Origin of the sequence: Flavobacterium gelidilacus DSM 15343 (assembly GCF_000422685.1) — a bacterium.
Classification (GTDB): domain Bacteria; phylum Bacteroidota; class Bacteroidia; order Flavobacteriales; family Flavobacteriaceae; genus Flavobacterium; species Flavobacterium gelidilacus.
This window is the reverse complement of record NZ_AUGN01000001.1, coordinates 251,461-275,611: the sequence shown is the minus strand read 5'-3', so window position 1 is coordinate 275,611 and position 24,151 is coordinate 251,461. Positions and strand designations below refer to the sequence as shown.

General features: G+C 30.1%; 22 protein-coding genes. 4 read left to right on the top strand and 18 right to left on the bottom strand.

What is annotated here, in order from left to right; all coding sequences use genetic code 11:
• The first annotated feature begins 1 nt into the window (after window position 1).
• Window positions 2-607, top strand: a complete 606-nt coding sequence (locus tag G507_RS0101235) for a 3'-5' exonuclease (RefSeq protein WP_026715773.1) — start codon at window positions 2-4, stop codon at window positions 605-607.
• A gap of 1 nt (window position 608) precedes the next feature.
• Here the strand turns inward: G507_RS0101235 and G507_RS16215 are convergent, their stop codons facing one another.
• The 9 genes from G507_RS16215 to G507_RS0101190 all read right to left on the bottom strand — a co-directional run bounded on the left by G507_RS16215 (window position 609) and on the right by G507_RS0101190 (window position 9,615).
• A complete protein-coding gene (locus tag G507_RS16215; protein WP_084518910.1) occupies window positions 609-1,478 on the bottom strand; it encodes an alpha/beta hydrolase in 870 nt (289 codons plus the stop codon).
• Window positions 1,479-1,538: 60 nt separating this feature from the next.
• Window positions 1,539-2,033: a 4'-phosphopantetheinyl transferase family protein gene (locus tag G507_RS0101225; RefSeq protein ID WP_026715772.1), complete on the bottom strand. Its 495-nt coding sequence runs from the start codon at window positions 2,031-2,033 to the stop codon at window positions 1,539-1,541.
• Window positions 2,030-2,284, bottom strand: a complete 255-nt coding sequence (locus G507_RS0101220) for an acyl carrier protein (RefSeq protein ID WP_026715771.1) — start codon at window positions 2,282-2,284, stop codon at window positions 2,030-2,032. Before G507_RS0101220 ends, G507_RS0101225 begins: the two co-directional genes overlap by 4 nt.
• A 12-nt stretch (window positions 2,285-2,296) precedes the next feature.
• Window positions 2,297-3,571 (bottom strand): beta-ketoacyl-[acyl-carrier-protein] synthase family protein, encoded by a 1,275-nt coding sequence (locus tag G507_RS0101215; protein WP_026715770.1) that lies wholly within the window; start codon window positions 3,569-3,571, stop codon window positions 2,297-2,299.
• Between the two features lie 57 nt (window positions 3,572-3,628).
• Window positions 3,629-4,051, bottom strand: a complete 423-nt coding sequence (locus G507_RS0101210) for a 3-hydroxyacyl-ACP dehydratase FabZ family protein (RefSeq protein WP_026715769.1) — start codon at window positions 4,049-4,051, stop codon at window positions 3,629-3,631.
• A 37-nt stretch (window positions 4,052-4,088) separates the two neighbouring features.
• Window positions 4,089-5,141: a type III polyketide synthase gene (locus G507_RS0101205; RefSeq protein ID WP_026715768.1), complete on the bottom strand. Its 1,053-nt coding sequence runs from the start codon at window positions 5,139-5,141 to the stop codon at window positions 4,089-4,091.
• 63 nt (window positions 5,142-5,204) lie between these two features.
• Entirely contained in the window at window positions 5,205-5,909 is a 705-nt protein-coding gene (locus tag G507_RS0101200) for a methyltransferase domain-containing protein (protein ID WP_026715767.1), read from the bottom strand.
• 23 nt (window positions 5,910-5,932) lie between these two features.
• Window positions 5,933-7,051 carry an NAD(P)/FAD-dependent oxidoreductase gene (locus G507_RS0101195; protein ID WP_026715766.1) on the bottom strand — a complete coding sequence of 373 codons (1,119 nt, stop codon included), beginning with the start codon at window positions 7,049-7,051 and terminating at the stop codon, window positions 5,933-5,935.
• 80 nt (window positions 7,052-7,131) lie between these two features.
• Window positions 7,132-9,615, bottom strand: coding sequence for a zinc-dependent metalloprotease (locus tag G507_RS0101190; RefSeq protein WP_026715765.1), 2,484 nt, complete (start codon window positions 9,613-9,615; stop codon window positions 7,132-7,134).
• 132 nt (window positions 9,616-9,747) lie between these two features.
• Here G507_RS0101190 and G507_RS0101185 point away from each other — a divergent pair, with 132 nt between their 5' ends.
• A complete protein-coding gene (locus tag G507_RS0101185) occupies window positions 9,748-11,547 on the top strand; it encodes an SLC13 family permease (RefSeq protein WP_026715764.1) in 1,800 nt (599 codons plus the stop codon).
• A 14-nt stretch (window positions 11,548-11,561) separates the two neighbouring features.
• Here G507_RS0101185 and acs read toward each other — a convergent pair whose 3' ends face one another.
• From acs to G507_RS0101140, 9 genes are all read right to left on the bottom strand, one after another.
• The gene (gene acs, locus G507_RS0101180; RefSeq protein WP_026715763.1) at window positions 11,562-13,469 is read right to left on the bottom strand and encodes an acetate--CoA ligase; all 1,908 of its coding nucleotides are present in this window, start codon (window positions 13,467-13,469) and stop codon (window positions 11,562-11,564) included.
• A 126-nt stretch (window positions 13,470-13,595) separates the two neighbouring features.
• Window positions 13,596-15,491 carry an acetate--CoA ligase gene (locus G507_RS0101175; protein ID WP_026715762.1) on the bottom strand — a complete coding sequence of 632 codons (1,896 nt, stop codon included), beginning with the start codon at window positions 15,489-15,491 and terminating at the stop codon, window positions 13,596-13,598.
• Window positions 15,492-15,601: 110 nt separating this feature from the next.
• Window positions 15,602-15,964, bottom strand: a complete 363-nt coding sequence (locus G507_RS0101170) for a response regulator transcription factor (protein WP_026715761.1) — start codon at window positions 15,962-15,964, stop codon at window positions 15,602-15,604.
• Between the two features lie 8 nt (window positions 15,965-15,972).
• The gene (locus G507_RS0101165; RefSeq protein ID WP_026715760.1) at window positions 15,973-18,666 is read right to left on the bottom strand and encodes an ATP-binding protein; all 2,694 of its coding nucleotides are present in this window, start codon (window positions 18,664-18,666) and stop codon (window positions 15,973-15,975) included.
• Entirely contained in the window at window positions 18,659-18,853 is a 195-nt protein-coding gene (locus G507_RS0101160) for a hypothetical protein (protein WP_026715759.1), read from the bottom strand. Before G507_RS0101160 ends, G507_RS0101165 begins: the two co-directional genes overlap by 8 nt.
• A gap of 132 nt (window positions 18,854-18,985) precedes the next feature.
• Window positions 18,986-20,743 carry a sodium:solute symporter family protein gene (locus G507_RS0101155; RefSeq protein WP_026715758.1) on the bottom strand — a complete coding sequence of 586 codons (1,758 nt, stop codon included), beginning with the start codon at window positions 20,741-20,743 and terminating at the stop codon, window positions 18,986-18,988.
• A gap of 30 nt (window positions 20,744-20,773) precedes the next feature.
• Window positions 20,774-21,034, bottom strand: coding sequence for a DUF4212 domain-containing protein (locus tag G507_RS0101150; protein WP_026715757.1), 261 nt, complete (start codon window positions 21,032-21,034; stop codon window positions 20,774-20,776).
• 23 nt (window positions 21,035-21,057) lie between these two features.
• Window positions 21,058-22,278 (bottom strand): hypothetical protein, encoded by a 1,221-nt coding sequence (locus tag G507_RS0101145; RefSeq protein WP_026715756.1) that lies wholly within the window; start codon window positions 22,276-22,278, stop codon window positions 21,058-21,060.
• A 98-nt stretch (window positions 22,279-22,376) separates the two neighbouring features.
• Window positions 22,377-22,796, bottom strand: a complete 420-nt coding sequence (locus G507_RS0101140; protein ID WP_026715755.1) for an IS1/IS1595 family N-terminal zinc-binding domain-containing protein — start codon at window positions 22,794-22,796, stop codon at window positions 22,377-22,379.
• 255 nt (window positions 22,797-23,051) lie between these two features.
• On the opposite strand from G507_RS0101140, the gene G507_RS0101135 reads away from it, so the two are divergent.
• Window positions 23,052-23,657 carry a flavin reductase family protein gene (locus tag G507_RS0101135; protein ID WP_026715754.1) on the top strand — a complete coding sequence of 202 codons (606 nt, stop codon included), beginning with the start codon at window positions 23,052-23,054 and terminating at the stop codon, window positions 23,655-23,657.
• 1 nt (window position 23,658) lies between these two features.
• Entirely contained in the window at window positions 23,659-24,138 is a 480-nt protein-coding gene (locus G507_RS0101130) for an SRPBCC domain-containing protein (protein ID WP_026715753.1), read from the top strand.
• The last annotated feature ends 13 nt before the right edge of the window (window positions 24,139-24,151 follow it).

Below are 24,151 nucleotides of genomic sequence, written 5' to 3'. Positions count from 1 at the left end.
TATGAATTGGAATTGGTTTAAGAAAATAGCAAAAGACAAACCCAAATTTTGGGAAACGTATTTATCTAATTTTGAGGATAAAGAACGAAGAAATCGCTATGTAGTTTTTGATTGTGAATCAACGGGTTTAGACTATAAAAAAGATAGAATTTTATCCATTGGAGCTGTTGCAATTGTAGATAATGTTATTGAAGTAAAAGATTACTTTGAAGTTTTTGTAATTCAAGAATTATTTAAACCAGAATCTGTTCCTATTCATGGTATAATGCGAAATGGAAACGAAGATAAAATTGTAGAAGTTGAAGCCATAATTCGATTTCTAGAATACGTTAAAGATGCTACTTTGGTTGGACATCACGTGAATTTTGATATTGAATTAATTAATGAAGCCTTAAGTAAACTTGATTTAGGTAAAATCAAAAATGATTATATGGATACGGATGCTATGTATCAAAAATTGAAGTATTTACCTTATGAAGAACACAGAAGTTTAGATGAATTATGTGACATTTATAAAATTAGAAAAAGCGATAGACATACAGCTTCTGGTGATGCATTTATAACCGCACTACTCTTTTTGAAATTGAAAAAAAAGTTGGAGATTTAGTTTAAAATTTGTTTCTTTTTAACCAAAGTTCACAATCTTTTGTCCAAAATTTACTAGTGCCAGATTTTCCTAAACCAAAACCATGACCTCCTTTTTCGTAAATATGCATTTCGGCTTTCAAGTTTTTATTTTTTAAAGCTAAATAATAATGTATACTATTTTCAACTGGAACAGGTTTGTCATTACTAGCATGAACAATAAATACAGGAAAACTTAATGAATCTACATTTTTTTCGTTAGAATATTTCTTTATTAATTCATGAGATGGATTTATACCCAACAAGCAATTTTTAGATTTTTTATGCGTGGTTTTTTTATCCATAGATATAACTGGATAAATCAAAATTAAAAAATTAGGTTTAGCACTTGTAGAATCTTTAGGCCTGTATAGTTGATCATTATAATAATTAGCCAAACTTGAAGCTAAATGACCACCAGCGGAAAATCCTATAAAACCTATTTTTTTTTCGTTTAAATTCCAGTTCTTTGAATTTCGTCTAACATATCTAATTGCCTCTTGAGCATCCTGTAAAGGTCCAATTGCTTTGTGTTTCATAATTTTGTCTGAAGGTAAACGATATTTTAAAACAACAGCGGTAATTTCTATTGAATTCAACCATTCTGCTATTTTAGTACCTTCTTTATCAACAGATAAAGTTGAATAACTTCCACCAGGACAAATTATAAGTGTTGTACCATTTGGTTTTTTTGGTTTGAAAATAGTAAGCGTTGGAGTTTTTACTTGACTAACTTTAACTAAAATCGAATCTTCATAGAATTTGATTTCCTCATAATTGTCATTTTGAATTGAATTTGGAATTTCGTTTTCCCAAAGATCGAATTCAGTAGGTTGTATATTTAAATCGTTCATAAATAATTAAACTTAAATAGAAATTTGTTATATTTTAAAGTAAATACCAATATGATTTTTTTAGTTGTATTTTGCGGATTTAAATCCAACAATTTCTCTTATTCTTCCATGATGACTTACAGAAATGGGTTTGTTTGAATGTAATTCAATTGGCAAACCATTTTCGTTTTTACTATAATCTGAAGTTTTCAAGAATTGAATTCTATTAAAATCTGATTTATTTAATACTACAACTGTTTTTATAAAATCCTTATCAATAGTAGTTTTTCCGAAAAAAAAAGTCTCAAATAACTGAACAATTGATTCATTTTTGGAATTTAGTTCAAGAATCTCAATTTTGATTGGATAAAAACCTTCGTTATAATTAATTCTCTGATAAGCCTTGTAAACACTTTCTTTAATACTCCAAAGCATCCAAACCATTTCTTCTTGATTTGGAGCTTTTTGAATTAAATCTTGTTCAAATGGTGTAAATAGTTTGTTTAGAAAACCTTTTCTTTTCCAATTGCTTTCTTTTTGGGCTAAAACTAAATCTACAACATCATTTCCAATCATTTTTCAGCTAATTTGGTTTGAATTATAGCAATTGTGTTTTCTAAATCCAACATTTTTTCCATAGATTCATTGTCGATTTCAATATCAAATGCTTCTTCTACATCCAAAACAATATCAACTAAATTAGCTGAATTAATGTTTAAATCTGTAATAAAATGTGTTTTTTCATTTATGCCGTTGAAAGCTTCTTCATCCTTAACGAATGGCTTCACAATTGGTTTTAATCTTTCTATTATTTCTTGTTTGTTCATTATCATTTTTAATTAGTCTTTATATTTTTTAAAAATCACACAACCATTTACATCACCAAAACCAAAACTAGCTTTAGCTACTATATTTAATTCTTTATGCAACAATTGTTTCGGAATTTTATCTTCCGAAATTAATGTTTTTATTTCATCATTTAAATCTTCACAGTTGATATTTGGGAAAATAAAACTTTTATAAATTTGAAGCACAGTTGCAACAGATTCAACACTTCCTGCTCCAGACAAACAATGTCCAACCATTGATTTTAGTGAGTTTATAAATGGAAAATCAGTTCCTTTTCGACCTAAAGCTTGACTCCAATTCTGAATTTCCAAACTATCTTTTGAAGTTGCTGTTAAATGTCCGTTTATAGCATCAATTTCGTTTGGATTTACATTAGCGTCTTTCAAAGCATCAGTAATGCATTTTTGAACCGCAATCGAATTTGGTGCTGTCATAGTTCCTTCACCTCTTTGTCCACCGGAATTGATGTTTCCACCTAATATTTCGGCATAAATTCGAGCTCCACGAGCTAAAGCAGTTTCTAAATCTTCAATCACTAAAGCTCCTGCTCCACTTCCTGGCACAAATCCAGAAGCTGTTGCACTCATTGGTCTTGATCCTTTTTCTGGTTTTTCATTATGTTTAAAAGTACAAACTTTTATCGCATCAAATCCACCCCAAATGTATGGGCCAGAATCACTTGTACTTCCTACCAACATTCTTTTAGCTTTTCCTTGTTGGATTCTTTCAAAACCAAGTAATATGCTTTCTGTTCCTGTCGTACATGCTGATGAATTCGTTGTAACTTGATTGCCTAAACCTAATTTCCCTCCTAAGTAAGCCGAAATTCCACTATTCATGGTTTGTGCAACGGCTGTACTTCCTAATCTTCTGGTTTGAAAATCGTCAATTTTATAGATTGATTCTCTGAATTTTTCAATTCCAGATGTTCCTGTTCCGAAGATAGTACCGCTTTCCCAATCTGGATTTTCGTTGTTTTCTATAGTTAAACCTGCATCTTTCCAGGCATCAATTCCTGCAATTACGCCATATAAAATTCCGGTTGAATTAAAATTTCGCAATTCTAATTCTGTAAAGTATTCTCGTTTAAGTTCTTCTGAAATTTTTGGAGTTCCTGAAATTTGACACGAAAATTTTAAACGTTCTAATTCTGCATCAAATTTAATTCCGGAAACACCATTTTTTATGGCATTAGTGAACGTTTCAAGTCCTACTCCATTTGGTGCAACAATTCCTAAACCTGTTATGACTACTCTTTTTTTCAAAATTTAATTAGATTATTAGATTGTTCGAAAGATCGATAATTTGAAAAAATCGAACCATCATAAAATCATTCCTGCTAAAACCCCAGAACAAACTTCCTCGTTTTTTTCATTTAGCATTTTGACTTTGCATTTTAGTTTTCCAAAGCGATAATATACTTTTTCTGAAATCACAGTAACTTTTTCGTTTGGGTAAATGGGTTTCATAAATTCTACTTCAGATGATGTAAAACCTATATTTTTGATTTCTTTTCCTTCATTCAAATAAATTCCCAAACAAACTAAGCCAATTTGTGCCATAGTTTCGGTTAAAATAACTCCTGGTGTAACTGGATTGTCTTTGAAATGTCCTTTGTAAAAGTCTAAGTTTTCGTCAAAAATAAACGTACCTTCTACTCTATTTTCATCAATAGATAAAATTTCATCCACAAACAAAAAAGGTTTGGAATATGGTAATTTTGATATTATTTCTTGTTTTGTCATATAACCGCAAATTCGCAAATTATTTTTTTCTTACTACTTAAAACTCTAACAACACTCTTTGTGCTGTAAATCCTGGCCCAAAACTCAACATAACACCTTTTTCTCCTGCTTTTGGTTGATTGTTCATGATTCGTTCTAAAACGTATAAAACCGTTGCACTTGACATGTTTCCGTACAAACGAAGTACTTCTTTAGTATCATCAATATTCTTTCCTAAATCTGAAAATAGACCTTCTACTAAGTTAACAATTTTTTTTCCACCAGGATGAAATATTAAATGTTCAATATCTTTTATTTCCAATTGATTTCGTTCTAAAAAAGGATGTAAAATTGCGGGAAAATGTTCTTCTATTGTGTCAGGAACTTCTATGTCTAAAATCATTTTCAACCCTTTATTAGTCAATTCAAAACCCATCATATTTTCTTTATCATAAAAATGATACATTGATTCATCGACAATAGTTGGTCCAACTTCATCTTCATACGAAGACATCAAAACACAAGCTGCTCCATCACCAAAAATAGCGGCACTCACAATGTTTGCCATGGAAAAATCATCCAATTGAAAAGTAGCTGTTGGACTTTCGACTGCAATAACAACGGCTCTTTTGTTTGGATTTGCTTTCAAGAAATTTTTAGCATAAATGATTCCTGAAACTCCACCTACACAGCCCATTTCTGTGACTGGCAAACGAACTACATCTTGACGTAGATTTAATTTATTTATTAAATAAGCGTCTAAAGAGGGAATCATAATTCCAGTACAACTTACCGTGATGATAAAATCTATCGTTTCTGGTTGCCAGTTGGCTTTATCTAATGCTTTTTTCAATACTTTTTCACCTAAAACAATCATTTCTCTAGCATAAATAGCATTTCTTTCTTCAAATGAATGCAGTGAAAACACTTCTTCAGGATGCATTATCGTGTAACGTTTATCAACATTTGCTCCTTCAAAAATCTTTTTGACTTTACGTTTAAATCGATCATCTTGATTGGCTAACCATATGTCTAAAAAAGGTAGAATATCTTTAGTTTCTCTTGAGAATTCGGGTAATTGAGTGGCAACATTTATTATTTTAACAGACATTTATTTTTTATATTTTAACCATTGGCTAAAGCCGAATGGCAATTAATTTCTAATTTCTGAATTCTAACTCCTAACAATCCATTGGTAACGAAAAGCCCATTTCCAATGAATAGAATAATTTTTTAATTTATTTCTTTCTGAGAAATCGATTAATTCATGTTTTTTGAAACCTCTTAAAATGGAAACTAAACCATCTTCTTTTGACATTCTATTCAATCTAAAAATAAAACAAATTAGTTGAAAAGCTCTGTAAGCAATTATATTTCGATGCAAATCATTAATTATAATTCCGATTTTTGCTTGCTTATTAAAAAGTTGAATTAAGTAGTCAATTTGTTTGTTTTTAAAATGATGTAATGTTAAGGTGCATAACACAATATCATAATTTAATTGACTAAAAACTTCACTAAAAATATCTTCACAGTTATAACTTATATTTGGATATTCTTTTGATAATTTTATAGCATAATCAATCGTAAAAGCATTAGCATCAATTCCAATTAAATTTAAGTTGAGATTATTTTTAATTCCAAAATCGGCTAAAGCTCTCAACATATCACCATTTCCACAACCAACATCAACGATTGTAATTTCATCCTTGGAATTTATTAATTTTTTGACTCCTTGTAAAGTTAGTTGATTTCCACCTAGCAATTGGTTAATGGAAGCAATCTTGTCTAAAGCTTCACGAAGTTCTTCTCCTTCTAATGAAAAATCATCCATGATTTCTTCTTCTTCCGTTCTATATTTGGTATTAATTGTTGGCATTTTTATGGTTTGATATTGTTTTTTTAAAGCGGTTTTCCATGTGTTTTTTTAATAATTATAGGTAATAAAAAAGGAAAGGCTATCAACAAATTCATTGTTATTTTAGAAAGATACGAATTCAATAAGAGTTTGGATAAAAATTTTCCGAATTGTAATCTTTTTTTAAACGTTTTATTCCAAATTGAAATATAATTTGATTCCATTGAAGCTCTTGAAATCTTATTTTGAAGAAAGTCATCAACCAACTCACTTGCAATTTTGGCACTATGAATCGCCATTGCCATTCCGTTTCCACATAAAGGGTGAATTAATCCAGCTGAATCACCAATCATTAAGACATGATTTTCAATTTTAGGTTTATCTTCAAATGAAATTTGGCTAATGGTTAATGGATTTTCAAATAAAAGGTTACTTTCTTTAAATATTTCTTCAAGATTTTTATTTTTAAATATCACATTTTCTTGAAAATCAACTATGTTTTTATACTTTTTAAAGGATTCGTATTGAACAAGATAACAAATGTTTATTACATCATTTTCAACTTTTGAAACTCCACAATAACCACCTTCAAAATTATGCAAGCCTACCAAATCATTAGGAAAATTTCCTGAATAGTGCGCTTTGACTCCTAACCAAGGTGATTTCTGTTTAATAAATTTACGATTTAATTCAATATCTAAATTTGATCTTTTTCCAAAAGCTCCTAAAACAATTTTTGATTGAAATATTTCATTAGATTGTGTTGAAATACTAAAAATATCATCTAAAAAATCAATTGAAGTCACGGAATCTTTAACTACTTTACCGCCTAGTTCTAGTACTTTTTTGTATAAGTAATTGTCTAATATATAACGACTTATACCAAATCCACCTAAAGGCAATTTACCTTTAATTATTTTGCCTGAATGAGTTGATAATTGTGTTTTATTAATATTCTTAGGATGAAGAGATTCTACATCTAAACCTATTTTTTTTAAATACGGTAAAACTTCGTTGGAAATGAATTCCCCGCAAACTTTATGTTTTGGATATTCGTTTTTTTCAAATACAACAACGTCATAATTTCTATTTAATAAATCTATAGCAGCTGTTAATCCAGCTAAACCACCACCAATTATAGAAACTTCATTTCTTAAAATCATTTTACTAATGTATGAATTATTATATGATTTTTTAACTATAATTCTTAATTAACAATTGTTCATAAAATAAATAGGCTATACTATTTTGGATTTAAAATAGCGTCAATTCTAAATAAGCAGTCTTCTAAATGATATTTATTCTCTATTGAAGTTTGTAACCCTTTTTTATTTTGAATATTTTTCTGAAGTAAAGTTAATTCTCCTCTTACCAAAGCTCTTACATCTGATTGAGAAACATTATAACTTTCTTTTGAATCGGTTTTTTTAAATTCTTCTTTCATTAAAAACTCCATTCTTTCAATATAAGCTCTTTGTAAATTTCTTCTGTAAATAGTTGTATTTTCATTAGATTTTAATTCGCTCCAAATTCCTGTTCTAAGTTCTTGTAAAAATGTAATAGGCAGATAACTGTTGTTATCTATAACTGTAGCATTTTGGAGTCTTCCTAAAGTTTCTAAACTCAAAATTCTATTTAAAGCACGTACTTGAAGATTTCTAAATTTCTCCAAATAACCAGTGTAGTCAGTATTTTTAAGAATTGAGGTATTAACCAACCAAGTTGGACTATTAAACGCGTTTTCTTGCAACCATTTTAAAGCTTCTTGTTGTATGATTTTGGGAACATTACTATAAATATCACCTGCTTGTGTAGGTTTTTTGTATGTTTCATAAACACCTCCAATATTTGTAGCAACATGTCCAATATATCTATTCCAACATCCTAACAATTCGTCATATAATTCATCAACATCCTCAAAATTATTAGTTTTTTCGCTAGTCCAATTTTCTAGATTTTCACAAACGACTTTTAAATTTTTTAAAGCATAAGTACTGGCTTTCATAGCATCATTTCCAATATCTTCTGTTTGCGAGCTTGGATCAAAACTACTGCCTTGGTTGCCAAACTTATATAATCTATCATTGGCTTTTTCCTCAATCCATTTATCAAGAATGTTTGCTTCGTTTTCTGGTGATTGTATATTAGGAATTTTTCGGTATCCCCAATTTACAGCATAATAATCATAAGGTCCCATTTGACGTATAAAACGCACATCTTTATCACCAGGTTGAGCAATGTAATTATAGCGAGCATAATCCATTATACTTGCTGAGATTCCCATTTTTTTGGTAAAAGCAGGTTGTCTATAACTCTCAACTTCATAAGCACAACTTGCACCCATATTATGCGGAAAACCTAATGCGTGACCAACTTCATGAGCAATTACCATTTGCATCATTTCTCCCATATCTTCGTTTGAAGTATCTAGAGTTCTTGCTTTTTCGTTGGCTGCACCAGTTTCTAATAAATATCTATTTCTGTAGGAGCGTAAATGATTGTGATACCAAATAATATCACTTTCTATGATTTCTCCTGTTCTTGGGTCGGAAACACTTGGTCCAACTGCATTTCGGGTTGTACTTGCAACGTATCGAATCACCGAATAACGAATGTCTTCTGGACTAAAATCGGGGTCATCTTCAAAAGTTGGAGCATCTTTACAAATTATGGCATTTTTAAAACCCGCTCCTTCAAAAGGTTTTTGCCATTCTTCTACACCAGCTTTAATATATTTTCTTAATTTTTCAGGAGTTGCGGGATCTAAATAATAAACAATTGGTTTTATAGGTTCTACTAATTCACCTCTGTTATAAGCTTCTAAGTCTTTTGGTTCTAGTCTCCATTTTTTAATAAAAGTCTTTTTATCTGATTTTAAAGCTTCACTAGAATAATCATATTGATTTACGGTAAACCATCCAACACGTTTATCAAAAAGTCTTGGTTGCATCGGTTCTTCTGGCAGCAAAATCATCGATTGATTCATTTGTAGACTAATTGTCTCCGTATTTTCTAACATAGAAGGATTAGAGGCGTTATAAGTAAAGTCTTGAATAACTTCTATATTCATTGGAAATGATTTAACAGAAGTAATAAAACTTCTTGAATCATCTAAATTTTTAACCTTATAAGTTTCTCTCATTTTTGATGACAAACCACTTAATGCTTTAACATCAGAAGCATAGAATTTTGTTACATCTATAACTATTGAAGACGAATCTTTAGAAAAGGCAGCGATATCAAAAGCAAACAAAGTAGGCTCGTAGTTATTGGCTTTGACAGAAATGTTAATTGGTAAAGTATCATTTGCAATAGACGCAAAAGATTTTACTTTTATCAGTACTTTATCTTGAAATTTTTCCCAAACAATTAATTGCTCATTAACAGAAGAACCAGCATTAACATAACCTCCACCAAGTCCGGATGGAAGTTTAGCAATTCTACTCACTAATAGCATTTCTTTGTTTAATAAGGTATTTGGAATTTCAAAATAGTATTTATCATCCACTTTGTGACTTTTGAATAATCCATCATCTGAAATTGCTTTCTTAGTTATTACTTGGTCGTATTCCTTAATTTTAGTTTCTTTTTTCTTTTCGGATTGAGGCTCATTTTTAAGTTGTTGTGCTTTTTCTGCTAATTGTCTCTTTTTTCTTTTAGATTGTGAATAAGAATAATTTGTTTGCAAAAACAAACTTAAAACCAATAGTATTGTAATCTTTCGCATTATTATTTTTTAGGATACCAAATATAAGGATTTGAAATAATATAAACAATATGGGAATTTTATAAATACTTCTCATTATTAAATAATCAAATAAAACTAATTGTAAATATTTTTATTAAAAATTAATTAATCATGACAACAGAGATAATCATTGTATTTTGTGTACTTCTGATATCAGTAGTTTTATTTGCTTTTGAAGTGTTTCCAGTAGATAAAATAGCTTTCTTTATATTGGTTAGTTTATTGGTTTTTGGTTTGTTAAAACCAGAAGAAGCCATTAGTGGATTTTCAAGTCCAGCAACTATATCTATACTATGTTTAATGATTATTGCTATCGGATTGGAGGATAATGGTGTTATTTCATGGTTATCCAAAGGACTTGAAAAAATTAAAATTCTACCTCTTTTATTAATAATACCCCTATTTATGTTTATTACAGGAGTAGTTTCAAGCTTTATCAGTACAACAGCAGTAGTTATTGTCTTTATCAAAATAATCACAGATTTATCAAGAAAATATAAAATTCCGAAAGGAAAATTGCTATTACCTGTTTCATTTGCAGGGATTTTAGGAGGAAGTTGTACATTAATGGGAACTTCAACTAACCTTATTATAAATTCTGTTGTAAAAAAGAGTGGAATCGAGGGATTTACTTTCTTTGAATTCAGTTTATATGGTTTACTTTTTTTAGTTATTGGAATTATTGTTGTGACCTTTCTATCATTCTTATTGCCAACTGGAAACAATGAAGAGTTTGATGTTTTGGATAAAAACAATCGTTATTTAACAACAGTTCAAATTAAAGAAGGTTCTGAATTAATTGACAAAACAATAGAAGAAACTTATTTATTCAAAAAAGATAAAATTAAAATACTGAAACTCATTAGAGCTTATAAAAGCACTAAGTTACCTGGAAAATATATAAAAATTAAAGCGAATGACATTTTTGTTATAAGTGGTGATGCTAAGTCTATTTTTAATCTAAAAAACTCCACAAATTACCTTGTAAATTACTCATTAGACGATAATAAAGAAATAGAAGTAGAAAATGAAATCAACTATACAAAGATTATTGATTTAGTGGTTTTACCAGGCTCCCCTTTAATCAACAAAAAGTTTACCGAAATAAAGAGTTATATGGTTAACGGAGCAAAACCTTTAGGCTTTAGAAATAGAAAAAAATTGCCTAATTTTTATGAACGAATTATGCAAAAAAACATAGATGATATAACTATAAATTTAGGAGATCAACTTTTAGTTGAAATTCCAGAAAATAGGTATTTTGAATTTAGCTCTTCTGAATACATGACAGTTAATAAAGATTTTGATTTTACGATTGCAACTTCAAAAACTAAACGTAATATAACCTTTTTAATTTTGCTAGTAGTTATTGGATTAGCTTCAACTAGTATTGTTCCAATTTTAACAAGTGCTTTAATTGGTTGTGCGCTTTTATTAGCTTTTAACTGCATTAAATTAGGTGAAGTTTACAAAAAAGTAAATTGGGAAATAATTTTCTTATTAGCTGGAATGATTCCGATTGGGATTGCAATGGAAAATAGTGGTGCTGACAAATTTTTAACTGCCCAATTGTTAGAATTATGCTTAAATAAAGAACCTTATTTTATCATAGGAGTTTTATTTTTGACAACTATGATAATTAGTGGTTTTATATCGAATAATGCTACTGCAATTATTATTACTCCTATTGCAATAGCTTTAGCACAAGGAATGGATTTACCTGTAAAACCTTTTATTCTGTCCGTTTTATTTGCAGCTAATTTTAGTTTCTTTACACCAATGGGTTATCAAACAAATACTATTATTTATGGATTGAATGTTTATAAATTCAAACATTTTTTTGTTGTTGGTGGAGTTTTATCCATAATTTTATGGATTGTTGCCACTTTTGTATTGTCAAGAATGCTTTAAAAAAAAAAGGAAGCTTATAGCTTCCCTTCTTTAATTTCTTCTACGATTTCTGGATTCAATAATGTTGAAATATCACCAAAATTAGAATAATCTCCTTCTGCAATTTTACGTAAAATTCTACGCATAATTTTTCCCGATCGTGTTTTGGGTAAACCAGAAACGAATTGAATTTTATCTAGTTTTGCAATTGGACCAATTTGGTTAGAAATCATTTCGTTAATTTCTTTTGTTAAATTGACTCTATCTCTCCCTTCACCTGATTCTTTTAAGATTACATAACCATAAAGAGCATTTCCTTTAATATCATGAGGAAAACCTACAATAGCACTTTCAGCTACAGCTGGATGTTCGTTTATGGCATCTTCAATTGGAGCAGTTCCTAAATTATGTCCAGAAACGATTATTACATCATCAACTCTACCTGTAATTCTATAATAACCTACTTCATCACGCAAAGCACCGTCTCCAGTGAAATATTTACCTGGAAAAGCTGTAAAATAAGTTTCTTTATAACGTTTATGATCATTCCAAATCGTCCTAGCCATTGATGGCCAAGGAAATTTAATACATAAACTACCGGTTACTTGATTCCCTTCAATTTCATTGCGTAATTCATCCATTAAAACGGGCTGAACACCAGGTAATGGTAAAGAAGCATAAGTTGGTTTTGTTGGTGTTACAAACGGAATTGGCGAAATCATTATACTACCAGTTTCAGTTTGCCACCATGTATCTACTAAAGGACATCGCTTTCCTCCTACGTGATCATTATACCAATGCCAAGCTTCTTCATTAATAGGTTCACCAACGGAACCAATAACTTTTAAAGATTCTAATTGAAAACGTTGAACATAATCAAGATTTTCTTTAGCTAAAGCACGAATAGCTGTTGGAGCTGTATAGAATTGATTGACTTTATGTTTTTCAATAACTTCCCAAAAACGACTATAATCTGGATATGAAGGAACACCTTCAAAAATTACGGTTGTAGCACCATTTAATAATGGTCCGTATAAAATATAAGAATGTCCAGTAATCCAGCCTATATCAGCTGTACACCAATACACATCATTTTCTTCATAATTAAATACATTTTTAAAAGTATAAGCAGTATTAACCATATAACCACCAGTTGTGTGAACCATTCCTTTAGGTTTTCCGGTTGAACCTGAAGTGTAAAGTATAAATAAAGGATCTTCGGCATCCATAATTTCAGCTACGTGAGAAGACATTGCACTGTCTAATAAAGGCTGTAACCATTTGTCACGTCCTTCTTTCATTGCAATTTCAACTTTAGTTCTTTTTGCAACTAAAACAGTTTCAATAGAGGGACAATTTTTTAAGGCTTCATCAACTATTCCTTTCAAGTCTATGGTTTTATTTCCTCTAAATCCACCATCAGATGTGATAACCATTTTACAATCACTATCATTTATACGAGCAGCAACAGCTGAAGCAGAAAAACCAGCAAAAACAACTGAATGTATAGCACCAATTCGGGCACAAGCTAAAGTCGCTATAGCTAAATCTGGAATCATAGGTAAATAAATACATACTCTATCTCCTTTTTGAATTCCTTGTTCTTGTAAAACATTGGCCATTTTTGCTACTCTTACATACAATTCATTATAAGTTATATGTTGTGCTTCTTCTTTTGGATCATTTGGTTCAAAAATAATAGCGGTTTTATCACCTCTTTTATTTAAATGTCTGTCAATACAGTTCTTAACTATATTTAATTTTCCATTTACAAACCATTTAAAATTAGCTTCTTGCATATCAAATTCAAAGGTTTTATCCCATTTTTGATACCAAGTAAACTCTTCATCGGCAATTTTGTCCCAGAATTTTCTAGGCTCCCGAACCGATTTTTTATACATTTTAAAATAGTTTTCTAAATCTTTTATTTTATAGTAACTCATATTGTTGATTTTCAGTGTTCAGTTGTTAATATTCAGTAATTAGTTTTTAGCAAAAATTGAAATGTAAATATATGAAATCTGTTTGTTTTGATAAATTTTTTATTGCTAAATTAATATAGACCATTTCTATTTGAATGATCCTATTTTATATTTTTGAAATTCTTCTTTTACTTCATCAATAATTGCTTCGTCATCAATTGTAGAAGGAATTTTATAGTTATCTCCATCAACAATACTTCTTAATAATTTACGCAAAATTTTGCCTGACCTAGTTTTAGGTAATCGTTCTACCACAACTACATTTCTTAAACTAGCCACAGCTCCTATTTGGGCTCTAACTAGCTGCACTATTTCATGCTCTAATTGGAAGTTTTCCATTACTTCACCTGTTTTTATTACTACTAATGCTAAAGGAATTTGACCTTTTAGTTCATCATTTATTCCGATTACGGCACATTCAGCAACAGTATCGTGAGAAGATACGATTTCTTCCATTTCAGCAGTTGAAAGTCGGTGACCAGCAACATTTATAACATCATCTACTCTACCTGTTATGAAAATATAGTTATCATCATCAATAAACCCACCATCACCTGAAAAGTAATAACCTGGAAATTTATTCAAATAACCAGCTTTAAATCGTTCATTATCTTGCCATAAATCCAATAATGTACCTGGAGGTAAAGGTAATTTTATAACTACATATCCTTCTTCATTTGGTCCTAATTCTTCACCAACCTCATTAAAAATTTTAATATCATAACCAGAAACAGCTTTTCCGGCCGAACCTGGTTTTATAGGCAAATATTCAACACCCATCATGTTAGCAATCATAGGCCAACCTGATTCTGTTTGCCACCAATGATCAATAGCCGGAATTGGAATATGTTTTTGATACCATTCTAAAGTAGCAACATCACAACGTTCACCAGCCAAAAATTGAGTTCTTAAACTACTTAAATCGTATTGTTTTATAAAATCTCCATTTGGATCTTCTTTCTTTATCGCTCTAATAGCTGTTGGAGCTGTGAACATGACATTAACTTTATGTTCAGCTACAACTCTCCAAAAAGTAGAAGCATCTGGAGTTTTTATAGGTTTTCCTTCAAAAATAATAGTTGTATTTCTATTTAATAATGGTCCATAAACAATAAAACTATGCCCTACAACCCAACCAACATCAGAGGCTGCCCAAAAAACATCGTTTTCTTTTACACCATAAATTTGTTGCATTGAAAATTTAAGTGCAGTGGCATAACCACCTGTATCTCTAACAATTCCTTTTGGTTTTCCTGTTGTACCAGAAGTATATAAAACATATAAAGGATGTGTTGCATTTAAAGAAACACAATCAGTTTCCTCAGAACCATAAACTAAAGCATCATAATCTACATCATACTTTTTAAAAGGTACTTTTGCACCAAGTTTTCGATTAAAAACGATAACTTTTTTAGGTTTATGTTCAGCTAAATTTATAGCTTCATCAACCATAGGTTTATAGGCAATTACTCTATCCACTTCTATTCCAGAAGAAGCGGTTATAATTACTCTAGGTTTACAATCGTCAATTCGAATGGCTAATTCATGAGGTGCAAATCCTCCAAAAACTACTGAATGTGTTACTCCAATTCGAGCACAAGCTAACATTGCAAAAGCTGCTTGTGGAATCATTGGCATATAAATAATAGTTGTATGACCTTCTTTTAATCCTAAGGATAAAAAACCTCCAGCTAATTTGGCAACTTCAGTTTTAACTTCGTTGTATGTATACTTTTTAACAGTTTGTGTGACAGGTGAATCAAATATCATGGCAATTTGTTCTCCAAAACCATCTTCAACATGTTTGTCTATAGCTAAATGGCACATATTTAATTTTCCATCTTCAAACCAAAGAGGATAATCGTTTTTGTCTTTTGATAAAATAGTTTTTGGTTGCTTATACCAATCTAATTGTTTTGCTTGTGTTTCCCAAAATTGTTCCGGTGAATCAATACTTTGAGAATAAATTTCTTTATAATTCATTATTATATACTACTTTGTGGTTGTGTTAATTTTACATAGTAAATATAAAGAAAATCAGGATGTAATTGGTAAAAATATTGCTAACTAGGTATAGTTGTTACTTAAATTTGTTAAGATACCAGTTCAAAAACCTTATCTACTACATTTTTCACAGAAAAAGGTTTGGTTAAATAAGCATCTGCACCTAGTGATATACCTTTTTCAATATCAGAAGTTTTATTTTTTGCTGATAGAAAAATAACTTTAGTATGTGAAAGGTTTTTATCATTTTTAATATGTTCTAAAGTAGCGTAACCGTCTACCATTGGCATCATAACGTCCAAAATAATAACATCTGGATAATTTGATTTCAAAATATCCAATGCTTCTTGTCCGTCACGAGCTATAAATACTTCAAAATTATTTTTCTTGAAAGTATATTCTAATGCCATTATGATGTTTGGCTCATCGTCAACTAGTAGTATCTTTTTCATTGTTAATGTTATTCTCTTTGTAATTCTATTGGCAAAGTAAATGAAATATTTGCACCATTCATAGCCTTTTCTGACCAAATATTTCCTTTGTGATGTTCTATTATTTGTTTACAAATTGCTAATCCTAATCCACTACCCAACGGTTTTTTGATATTTTGATTGGTGGATTGATAAAATTTATCAAAAATGGTTTCAAAATCATTTACATCAATTCCTTTTCCATTATCTATAACGGAAGTTTTTACAAAATTATTTTCAATTTCACATTTAATGGTAATTTTCCCATTAGTTTCAGGACAAAATTTAATTGCATTTGATAATAAATTAGTAATTACTTGTACTATTCTATCGTCATCATAAGAACAATAAACTTTTTCATTACTAATAATAGTTACATGAATGGCTTTGTTTTTAATCAAATGTTGTAAAGGTTCAATCGAATTTTTTATGGTTTGAACTAAATTATTATTAGTTGGATGAATGGTTTGTTTTCCTGTTTCAAATTTCTCTAAATCCAAGATTTTATCAATTAAACGGTTTAATCTATCGGATTCTGAAATAATATTCTGCAAAAATTGCTTTTTAAGTTCTTCAGGAATTTCATCATCATCATGTAAAATTTCACTGGCTGCACGAATGGCTGTAATTGGAGTTCTTAATTCGTGAGTAACAGTATCCAAAAATTCATCTTTTTGTTTGTCTTTGATGACTAAATTATCATTTGCATTTTTAAGTTGGAAAGAAATTTTTTTCAATTCATTCGATGTTTCAGTCAACTTTTTATTGATAATTATATTTTCTTTAGATTCTTCTAGAATTTTCAATACTTCTGGTAATGTGACCTTTTCTTCTTTTACTACACTTGAAATTAATATTCGAGCAGAAGCTGTTCCAATATGACCTGTCAACAAATTTTCTGCAAATTTGACCAACCTAGCATCAGCTAACTCTTGATCTGAAGCAACATTATATTTAGTATTGAAAATATGCATGGCTCGTTTTGTTCGATCTTCACCTAAAAATCGAATTAGCACTTTCTTTATATCACTTGTGTAAGCTGTTCCTTTCCAAACAAAGGCGTTTTCGTGATTGGTGCTGTATTTATCAATATCTACATACATTTCTGCATAATTTCTTTCTCTATAATTTCCTTTAAAACTTACAGAAATTGCAAAATACAGGAACGTATTAAAAAGTAAACTCCAAAATAAGGCATGAGGAACAGGTTCTAAATAATCTAATCCAAACAATTGGAAAGGTTTTAACAATTCTATTTGAAACAACCCATCATTTACAAACGTACTTGAAGAACTCGTGATTCCAATAGCATAAGGAATTAGTAAAGTGTATAAACAAATAGAAAAACCGATTAAGATAGACCAAATAGCTCCTAATCTTGAACCTCTTCTCCAAAATATAGCTCCAAAGAAAGCCGGTGCCAATTGAGCAATAACGACAAAAGCAATTAGTCCAATTGAAACCAAACTATAATCTAAAGCAAAGAACCTATAAATAAAATAAGCCGTAATAATCAGTGAAAAAATCGCAATTTTTCTAATGTTTACAATTTTCTTGTTATTAATAACTTGTTCTTCTGTATTTAATTTACCTAGAAAAGTGTAAGGAATTAATAAGTTGTTACTCAACATTGTAGCTAAACTAATACTAGAAACAACAATCATTGAAATTGCTGCCGAAAATCCTCCTAAAAAAACCAAAACGGTCATCCATTCATTGCTAAATAACTGAGGAATCAATAAAGAGTATGTATCTGCATTTACAGCTGTTCCTTCAAAAAGTACATTTCCACCCCAAGCAATTGGATACACAAATAAATTAAAAATCAACAAATACAATGGAAATAACCAAATAGCTGTTTTAATGTGTTTTTCTCTATTATTTTCAACAACTGACATATGAAATTGTCGAGGCAATAAGAAAATAGCAAATAAAGAAACCATACATAAAAAGAACCAATTGATGCCTTGGGTCAAGTCACCTATTGTATTCTTTTCTTTAAAATTTGTTAACTGCGAAGCTTGTTTATAAATGTCATCAAAACCATCAAAAACAAAGAAAGTAACATAAACGCCAATCATTACAAAAAAGACCAATTTTAAAACACTTTCCATGGCAACAGCGGTAACTATTCCCTTACGTTTTTCTGAAGCATCAACATATCTTGTTCCATAATAAGAGGCAAATAAAGCTAATGCAATAGCAACATAAGTTGTCGTATCATTAAAAATTAAAGAACTAGAATTTGTTTTGGTAACAATATGAAATGTTTCTGATATAGCTTTTAACTGAAGAGCAATGTAAGGTAAAATTCCGAAAATACTAACTAAAGTAACAATAGCTCCTAAAAAACGACTATTGCCATAGCGAAGAGAAATAAAATCAGCAATACTAGCAATTTTATTCACTCTAGAGATTTTTATAATCTTTCTAAGAATAATAATCCAAGCTGGAATGATTATTATGGGTCCAACATAAATAGGTAAAAAGCTTAAACCAGAATTAGCGGCAACACCAATACTTCCATAATAAGTCCAAGCGGTACAATAAACAGCCAACGATAAGGAATAAATATAGGAATTATTAGTCCATTTAATATTTCCTTTTTTTTCTGCCCAATGAGCAATAAAAAACAAAAAACCTAAATAGATTAACAAAATGATTATTAGAACAATACTACTCATAATAACGATTTACTACTAACATTGAAACCAATACTGAAAATAACCATAATGAAAAAATGTAAATATAAATTACTGGAAAACCAAAAAGTGGTGTTGAACTATCAAACAACAATACAATGGGAATATTAAAAGCAATTAATAATCCAATACTTAATACAATTAATTTTTGTTGGTGTCTTTTTTTCATATAGAAGTAAACATATACGTTCAAGTAAATGTATTGATAATTTTATAATTTTTGAATGAAATCATTAAAAAAATCCCCACTCTAAAAATATAAGAGTAGGGATTAATTTAGTTTTAACCAATAAACTAATTTCTAATGTCCAGTTGCTTCACCTGCACCTGATGGGATTCTAATATTTTCTACAATATCTTGCACATGTTGTGGTGGAGCTGGTGTAAAACTATTTACTACAAAGGCAACTATAAAGTTTACAATCATAGCAATAGTACCAAATCCTTCTGGAGAAATTCCAAACCACCAACTAGCTTTTAGTCCATCAACAGCTTCTTTTCCTCCATCAAATAATCCAAATTTGAATTTTAGCATATAGAAAAGCATTAATAAAAGTCCAACAATCATTCCTGCAACAGCTCCTTCTTTGTTCATTTTTTTATGAAAAATTCCTAAAATAATTGCTGGGAAGAATGAAGCAGCTGCTAATCCGAAAGCAAGTGCTACAACAGCAGCTACAAATCCTGGAGGATTAATTCCAAAATATCCTGCAATTACAACAGCAACAGCAGCAGATCCACGAGCAGCCCAAAGTTCTCCTTTTTCAGAAATATTTGGGTTAATCATTTTCTTAATTAAATCATGAGAAACTGAAGATGAAATTACCAATAACAATCCAGCAGCTGTTGATAATGCAGCAGCTAAAGCTCCAGCAGCAACTAATGCAATAACCCAATTTGGTAATTGAGCAATTTCAGGATTTGCCAATACCATAATATCATTATCAATCGTTAATTCAGATCCTTTAAAGCCTTTTGCAGCTTGAGCCGCTAAGAATTCTTCATTTTTAGATTTATCATTATAATATTGAATTTTTCCGTCACCGTTTTTATCTTCAAACTTTAATAAACCTGTTTTTTCCCAATTTGTAAACCAAACTGGCATAGTTGCGTATTCTTTATTGCTAACAGTTTCAATTAAATTTGTTTTAGCAAATACAGAAACAGCTGGAGCAGTTGTGTATAAAATAGCAATTAATAATAAAGCCCAACCTGCTGATTTACGAGCATCTTTAACTTTTTTCACGGTAAAGAAACGAACAATTACGTGAGGTAAACCTGCCGTTCCAACCATTAAAGCTAATGTGATTGCAAATACATCAATCATTGATTTTGAACCACTTGTATATTCAGCAAAACCTAACTCTGTCGAAAGGCCGTTTAATTTATCTAATAAATAAACATTTCCTTCACCAACAACTGTTCCACCCATTCCTAATTGTGGAATCACATTTCCTGTCATTTGAATAGATATAAAGATAGCAGGAACCATAAAAGCAAAAATCAAAACACAATATTGTGCTACTTGCGTATAGGTAATTCCTTTCATTCCTCCAAGAACAGCGTAGAAAAGAACGATAATCATTCCGATTATAACACCGGTATTAATATCTACTTCTAAAAATCTTGAGAACACTAGTCCTACTCCACGCATTTGTCCAGCTACATAAGTAAACGAAACAATTAAGGCACAAAATACAGCTACAGTTCTTGCTGTATTGGAATAATATCTTTCTCCAATAAAATCAGGTACCGTAAATTTTCCAAATTTTCTTAAGTAAGGAGCTAATAATAAGGCTAAAAGCACATATCCACCAGTCCAACCCATAAGGTAAACCGCACCATCATATCCCGCAAAGGAAATAATTCCGGCCATTGAGATAAAAGAAGCAGCAGACATCCAATCGGCAGCTGTTGCCATTCCGTTAGCTAAAGGAGAAATTCCTCCACCAGCAACATAAAACTCTTTAGTTGACCCAGCACGAGCCCAAATTGAAATTCCGATATATAAAGAAAATGTAATTCCTACGATTATGTAGGTCCAAGTAAGTACATCCATGATATTTTTTGTTTAGTTTGTTAAAATTAATTATTCGTCAAATCCGTATTTCTTGTCTAATTTGTTCATTAATCGTACATAGACAAAAATCAATACGACAAATACATAGATTGAACCTTGTTGGGCAAACCAAAATCCCAGAGGAAAACCTCCTAATTTAATTTCATTTAAAACGTCTTTGAATAAGATTCCAGCTCCATAAGAAACCGCGAACCAAATGCTTAATAAGATTAGAAGGTATCTTAAGTTTTCCTTCCAATACGCTGTTGCGTGTTTTTGTTTATCGCTCATAATAGTGTTTGTTAATAGTTATTTTATAGGTAAATCATTGCTTGAAGTGTGATGGTATTAACTGCTTTGTTTGAAGCATATTTAAGAGATTGATACTCTAAGGTTAATTTAGAATTATGGCCGCTAAAATAGAAGTTCGATCCCACACCAATTTGATTGGCATTGTCATTTAAGGCATCAATTTTTCTTGCGTCATAAGACAAATAAGGTTGTATTTTAGTAGTACTTTTAGAAGGAACTACATAACCTAAATGTCCATGTAATAAAGTTCCTGTTTCATAAGTTGTTCCTAAAGTAAAGTCTTTTCCATAATCATTATTTTGAAATAAAGCATAAGCTGTTAATGCTCCACCATTTGAACCCATAGGAACATCATAGAAAACATCAGCAGCTAATATTTTTACATCTTGACCGCTTAAGTTTCCAGAAGCATCTGCCACAACAGAACCACTTGGATGAACAAAGAAACCAGCACCAACATTAAATACTTTTTTAGTTCCCAAATAAGTTCCGACTTTATAAGGTAAAAAGTTACTTTCGCTGTCTTTAAAAGCATATTCAAAATAACCAGCGAAGTTTTTTCCAGCATCTCTTGAACCTAATAATCTTCGACCTGTATAAGTTGCAGCACCACCATTTACGGGTACAGTTGTAGCTTGTAAATTATTAGTCATAGCTTCATTTATAGAAACTCTATATTGCAATTTATCAATAGCTCCTTTTGCATAAAAACCAATATGCCTTGCGAACTGATCAGTTAATCCTAACGTAGCCCATGCTTGACGTTGATTATCTAAAGTCATAATATTTAAAGTACTTTGATTATTTAAACGAGAAATTCCATTCCAATAATGCAAACCACCACCAACAGCGTGATCCTTTCCTACGCTATATTGTGCCCATACATCATGAAAAAATAATTGTGACGATTCACCTTTACCAGTTGGAGAAAGATTATTCGCATTTAAGCTATTTAATCCAAAGTGAGTTAAGATTAAAAAGTTCTTGTTGATTTGTGCATACATTAAAACACGTGCTCTTCGTAAATTAAAGTTTAATTTACTATCTGTAACCGGGACATCATCATTGTATTGCGCTTGCACTTGAGCCCAAGAAATAATTCTAAAATATTTAGAACCATCTTCATTAATATTGACTTTTAACCCTCCAGCATAATCAGGTGAGCCTTGGGAGAAAGCCATTGTTGTTAATAAAAATAAAGCTAAAATGGATAATTTTTTCATAATTTTTAGTTTGGTTAGTTTTTTGTTTTCGCTTGACCAAAGTCTAAAATTTTGTTAATGAAAAAAATTATGATATATATATATGTTAAGCAGTATAGTTAATCCTTAAAACGTTCCCACTTAATAAGCATAAACTTATCGCCTAACTCAGTTATTATCATTCCTGCACCAGATAACAATTCTTTGTTTTGAAGATATTCAACTAACTCATTATGCTTAAAAATTTTATAGGTAGGATGATAATTTGGGTGTGGTGGTTTCTTAATTTTATATTCTTTTACCCAATTGCTAATAGAAACATGAGATACACCTATTATTCGTTCAATTTCTCTATAACTTAAACCTTCTAAATACAACTGCAAAGCTTTGGTTACGTAATAATCATCTATTCTTTTACCAAGTTTATTCACAGTAAAATAATAATTACATTTTTTGCATAGATAACGTTGTCTTTCTTTAATGATTCCACTTTTTACAATATCATTATTTTGACATTTTGGGCATGCAATTATTTCCATATATAAAAATTTTGCATAAATATATTAATTTTGCAACAATATATTATCAATATCAATATAAAATCTAATTATTTTTATCATCTGCAAAAAAATAGTAACAAAAAAATAGCAAATCAACAATAATATTAAAATATTTATAATTTTGCTTTTTTGAATTTTATAAAATAAATTATGCAATATTATCAATAATAATTACTGAATCGTTATAGTAATAATCTATATTTTCACTTAATTTGTAGAAATAATTTATTTATAATGCAATTTAATACGCAAGATACAGACGAGAAACTACTGTATAAATTACTTACAGGAACTATAATTCCAAGACCAATAGGTTGGATTTCAACAATTGACGATAAGGAAATTAACAACCTTGCTCCTTTTTCGTATTTCAATATGGTTTCAAGTGATCCTCCCTGCGTTATGTTTTCAACTCGTAGAGATAATAACAAAAACAAAGATACCTTAAACAATGTGTTGAATAATAATGAGTTTGTTGTAAATTTAGTAACACTTGATATTGTGGAGCAAATGAATGCAACTTCTGCTTCAGTGGATGCTTTAACGGATGAATTTGAATTGGCAAAACTAACACCCATTAATTCTGTTATGGTTAAACCCAAAAGAGTTAAAGAAAGTCTAGTACATCTGGAGTGTGAAAAAATTCACCATTACTTTATTGACAACGAGACCAATGGTGGCGCTTGTGTTGTAATAGGCAAAATAAAAATAATTCATATTGATGATTCTATATTAATGGATAACAATTACATTGATTTAGACAAATACAAGCCTGTAGCACGATTGGCAGGATCAAATTACGGAACATTAGGAGAAATTTTTTCAATAAAAAGAGCATAAAATGACAACAGAAAAATTAGAAATTGAAGTAGCAATGCAAATTCAGAAACCCGTTCATCTGGTTTTTGATGCTATTATTAATCCGGACACGATGAGCTATTACTTTATTTCTAAAAGTACTGGAATGATGGAAGAAGGAAGTGAATTGATATGGAATTTTCCAGAATTTGAGATGGATTGCCCTGTTAGAGTTGGAAAAATTATTAAAGACAAATACATCTCATTCTATTGGTTAGTAGATGAAATTGAACTTTTAGTTGAAATGACTTTAACAGAAAGAGAAAATAATTCTACTTTAGTTACAATAACTGAAAAAAGTAGAGATAATGACTTAAAAGGATTGAAATGGCTTTCAGGAAATTCTTTTGGTTGGGCTAACTTTTTAACTTGTTTAAAAGGATATTTAGAGTACAGAATAAAATTAAGAAAAGGAGCATTTGATTTTATGAAAGAAGAAAATCAATGTTCTTTAGAAAAATAATTATTTAAAAGGT

Bases quoted from the DNA above. Each gene is read 5' to 3' on its own strand.
- G507_RS0101145 (WP_026715756.1), bottom strand. From the start codon at position 22,278: ATGAAAAAATTATCCATTTTAGCTTTATTTTTATTAACAACAATGGCT.
- G507_RS0101195 (WP_026715766.1), bottom strand. From the start codon at position 7,051: ATGATTTTAAGAAATGAAGTTTCTATAATTGGTGGTGGTTTAGCTGGA.
- G507_RS0101205 (WP_026715768.1), bottom strand. From the start codon at position 5,141: ATGTCTGTTAAAATAATAAATGTTGCCACTCAATTACCCGAATTCTCA.
- G507_RS0101150 (WP_026715757.1), bottom strand. From the start codon at position 21,034: ATGAGCGATAAACAAAAACACGCAACAGCGTATTGGAAGGAAAACTTA.
- G507_RS0101185 (WP_026715764.1), top strand. From the start codon at position 9,748: ATGACAACAGAGATAATCATTGTATTTTGTGTACTTCTGATATCAGTA.
- G507_RS0101140 (WP_026715755.1), bottom strand. From the start codon at position 22,796: ATGGAAATAATTGCATGCCCAAAATGTCAAAATAATGATATTGTAAAA.
- G507_RS0101135 (WP_026715754.1), top strand. From the start codon at position 23,052: ATGCAATTTAATACGCAAGATACAGACGAGAAACTACTGTATAAATTA.
- G507_RS0101190 (WP_026715765.1), bottom strand. From the start codon at position 9,615: ATGCGAAAGATTACAATACTATTGGTTTTAAGTTTGTTTTTGCAAACA.
- acs (WP_026715763.1), bottom strand. From the start codon at position 13,469: ATGAGTTACTATAAAATAAAAGATTTAGAAAACTATTTTAAAATGTAT.
- G507_RS0101210 (WP_026715769.1), bottom strand. From the start codon at position 4,051: ATGACAAAACAAGAAATAATATCAAAATTACCATATTCCAAACCTTTT.
- G507_RS0101220 (WP_026715771.1), bottom strand. From the start codon at position 2,284: ATGAACAAACAAGAAATAATAGAAAGATTAAAACCAATTGTGAAGCCA.
- G507_RS0101225 (WP_026715772.1), bottom strand. From the start codon at position 2,033: ATGATTGGAAATGATGTTGTAGATTTAGTTTTAGCCCAAAAAGAAAGC.
- G507_RS0101170 (WP_026715761.1), bottom strand. From the start codon at position 15,964: ATGAAAAAGATACTACTAGTTGACGATGAGCCAAACATCATAATGGCA.
- G507_RS0101200 (WP_026715767.1), bottom strand. From the start codon at position 5,909: ATGCCAACAATTAATACCAAATATAGAACGGAAGAAGAAGAAATCATG.
- G507_RS0101165 (WP_026715760.1), bottom strand. From the start codon at position 18,666: ATGAGTAGTATTGTTCTAATAATCATTTTGTTAATCTATTTAGGTTTT.
- G507_RS0101175 (WP_026715762.1), bottom strand. From the start codon at position 15,491: ATGAATTATAAAGAAATTTATTCTCAAAGTATTGATTCACCGGAACAA.
- G507_RS16215 (WP_084518910.1), bottom strand. From the start codon at position 1,478: ATGAACGATTTAAATATACAACCTACTGAATTCGATCTTTGGGAAAAC.
- G507_RS0101130 (WP_026715753.1), top strand. From the start codon at position 23,659: ATGACAACAGAAAAATTAGAAATTGAAGTAGCAATGCAAATTCAGAAA.
- G507_RS0101235 (WP_026715773.1), top strand. From the start codon at position 2: ATGAATTGGAATTGGTTTAAGAAAATAGCAAAAGACAAACCCAAATTT.
- G507_RS0101155 (WP_026715758.1), bottom strand. From the start codon at position 20,743: ATGGATGTACTTACTTGGACCTACATAATCGTAGGAATTACATTTTCT.
- G507_RS0101160 (WP_026715759.1), bottom strand. From the start codon at position 18,853: ATGAAAAAAAGACACCAACAAAAATTAATTGTATTAAGTATTGGATTA.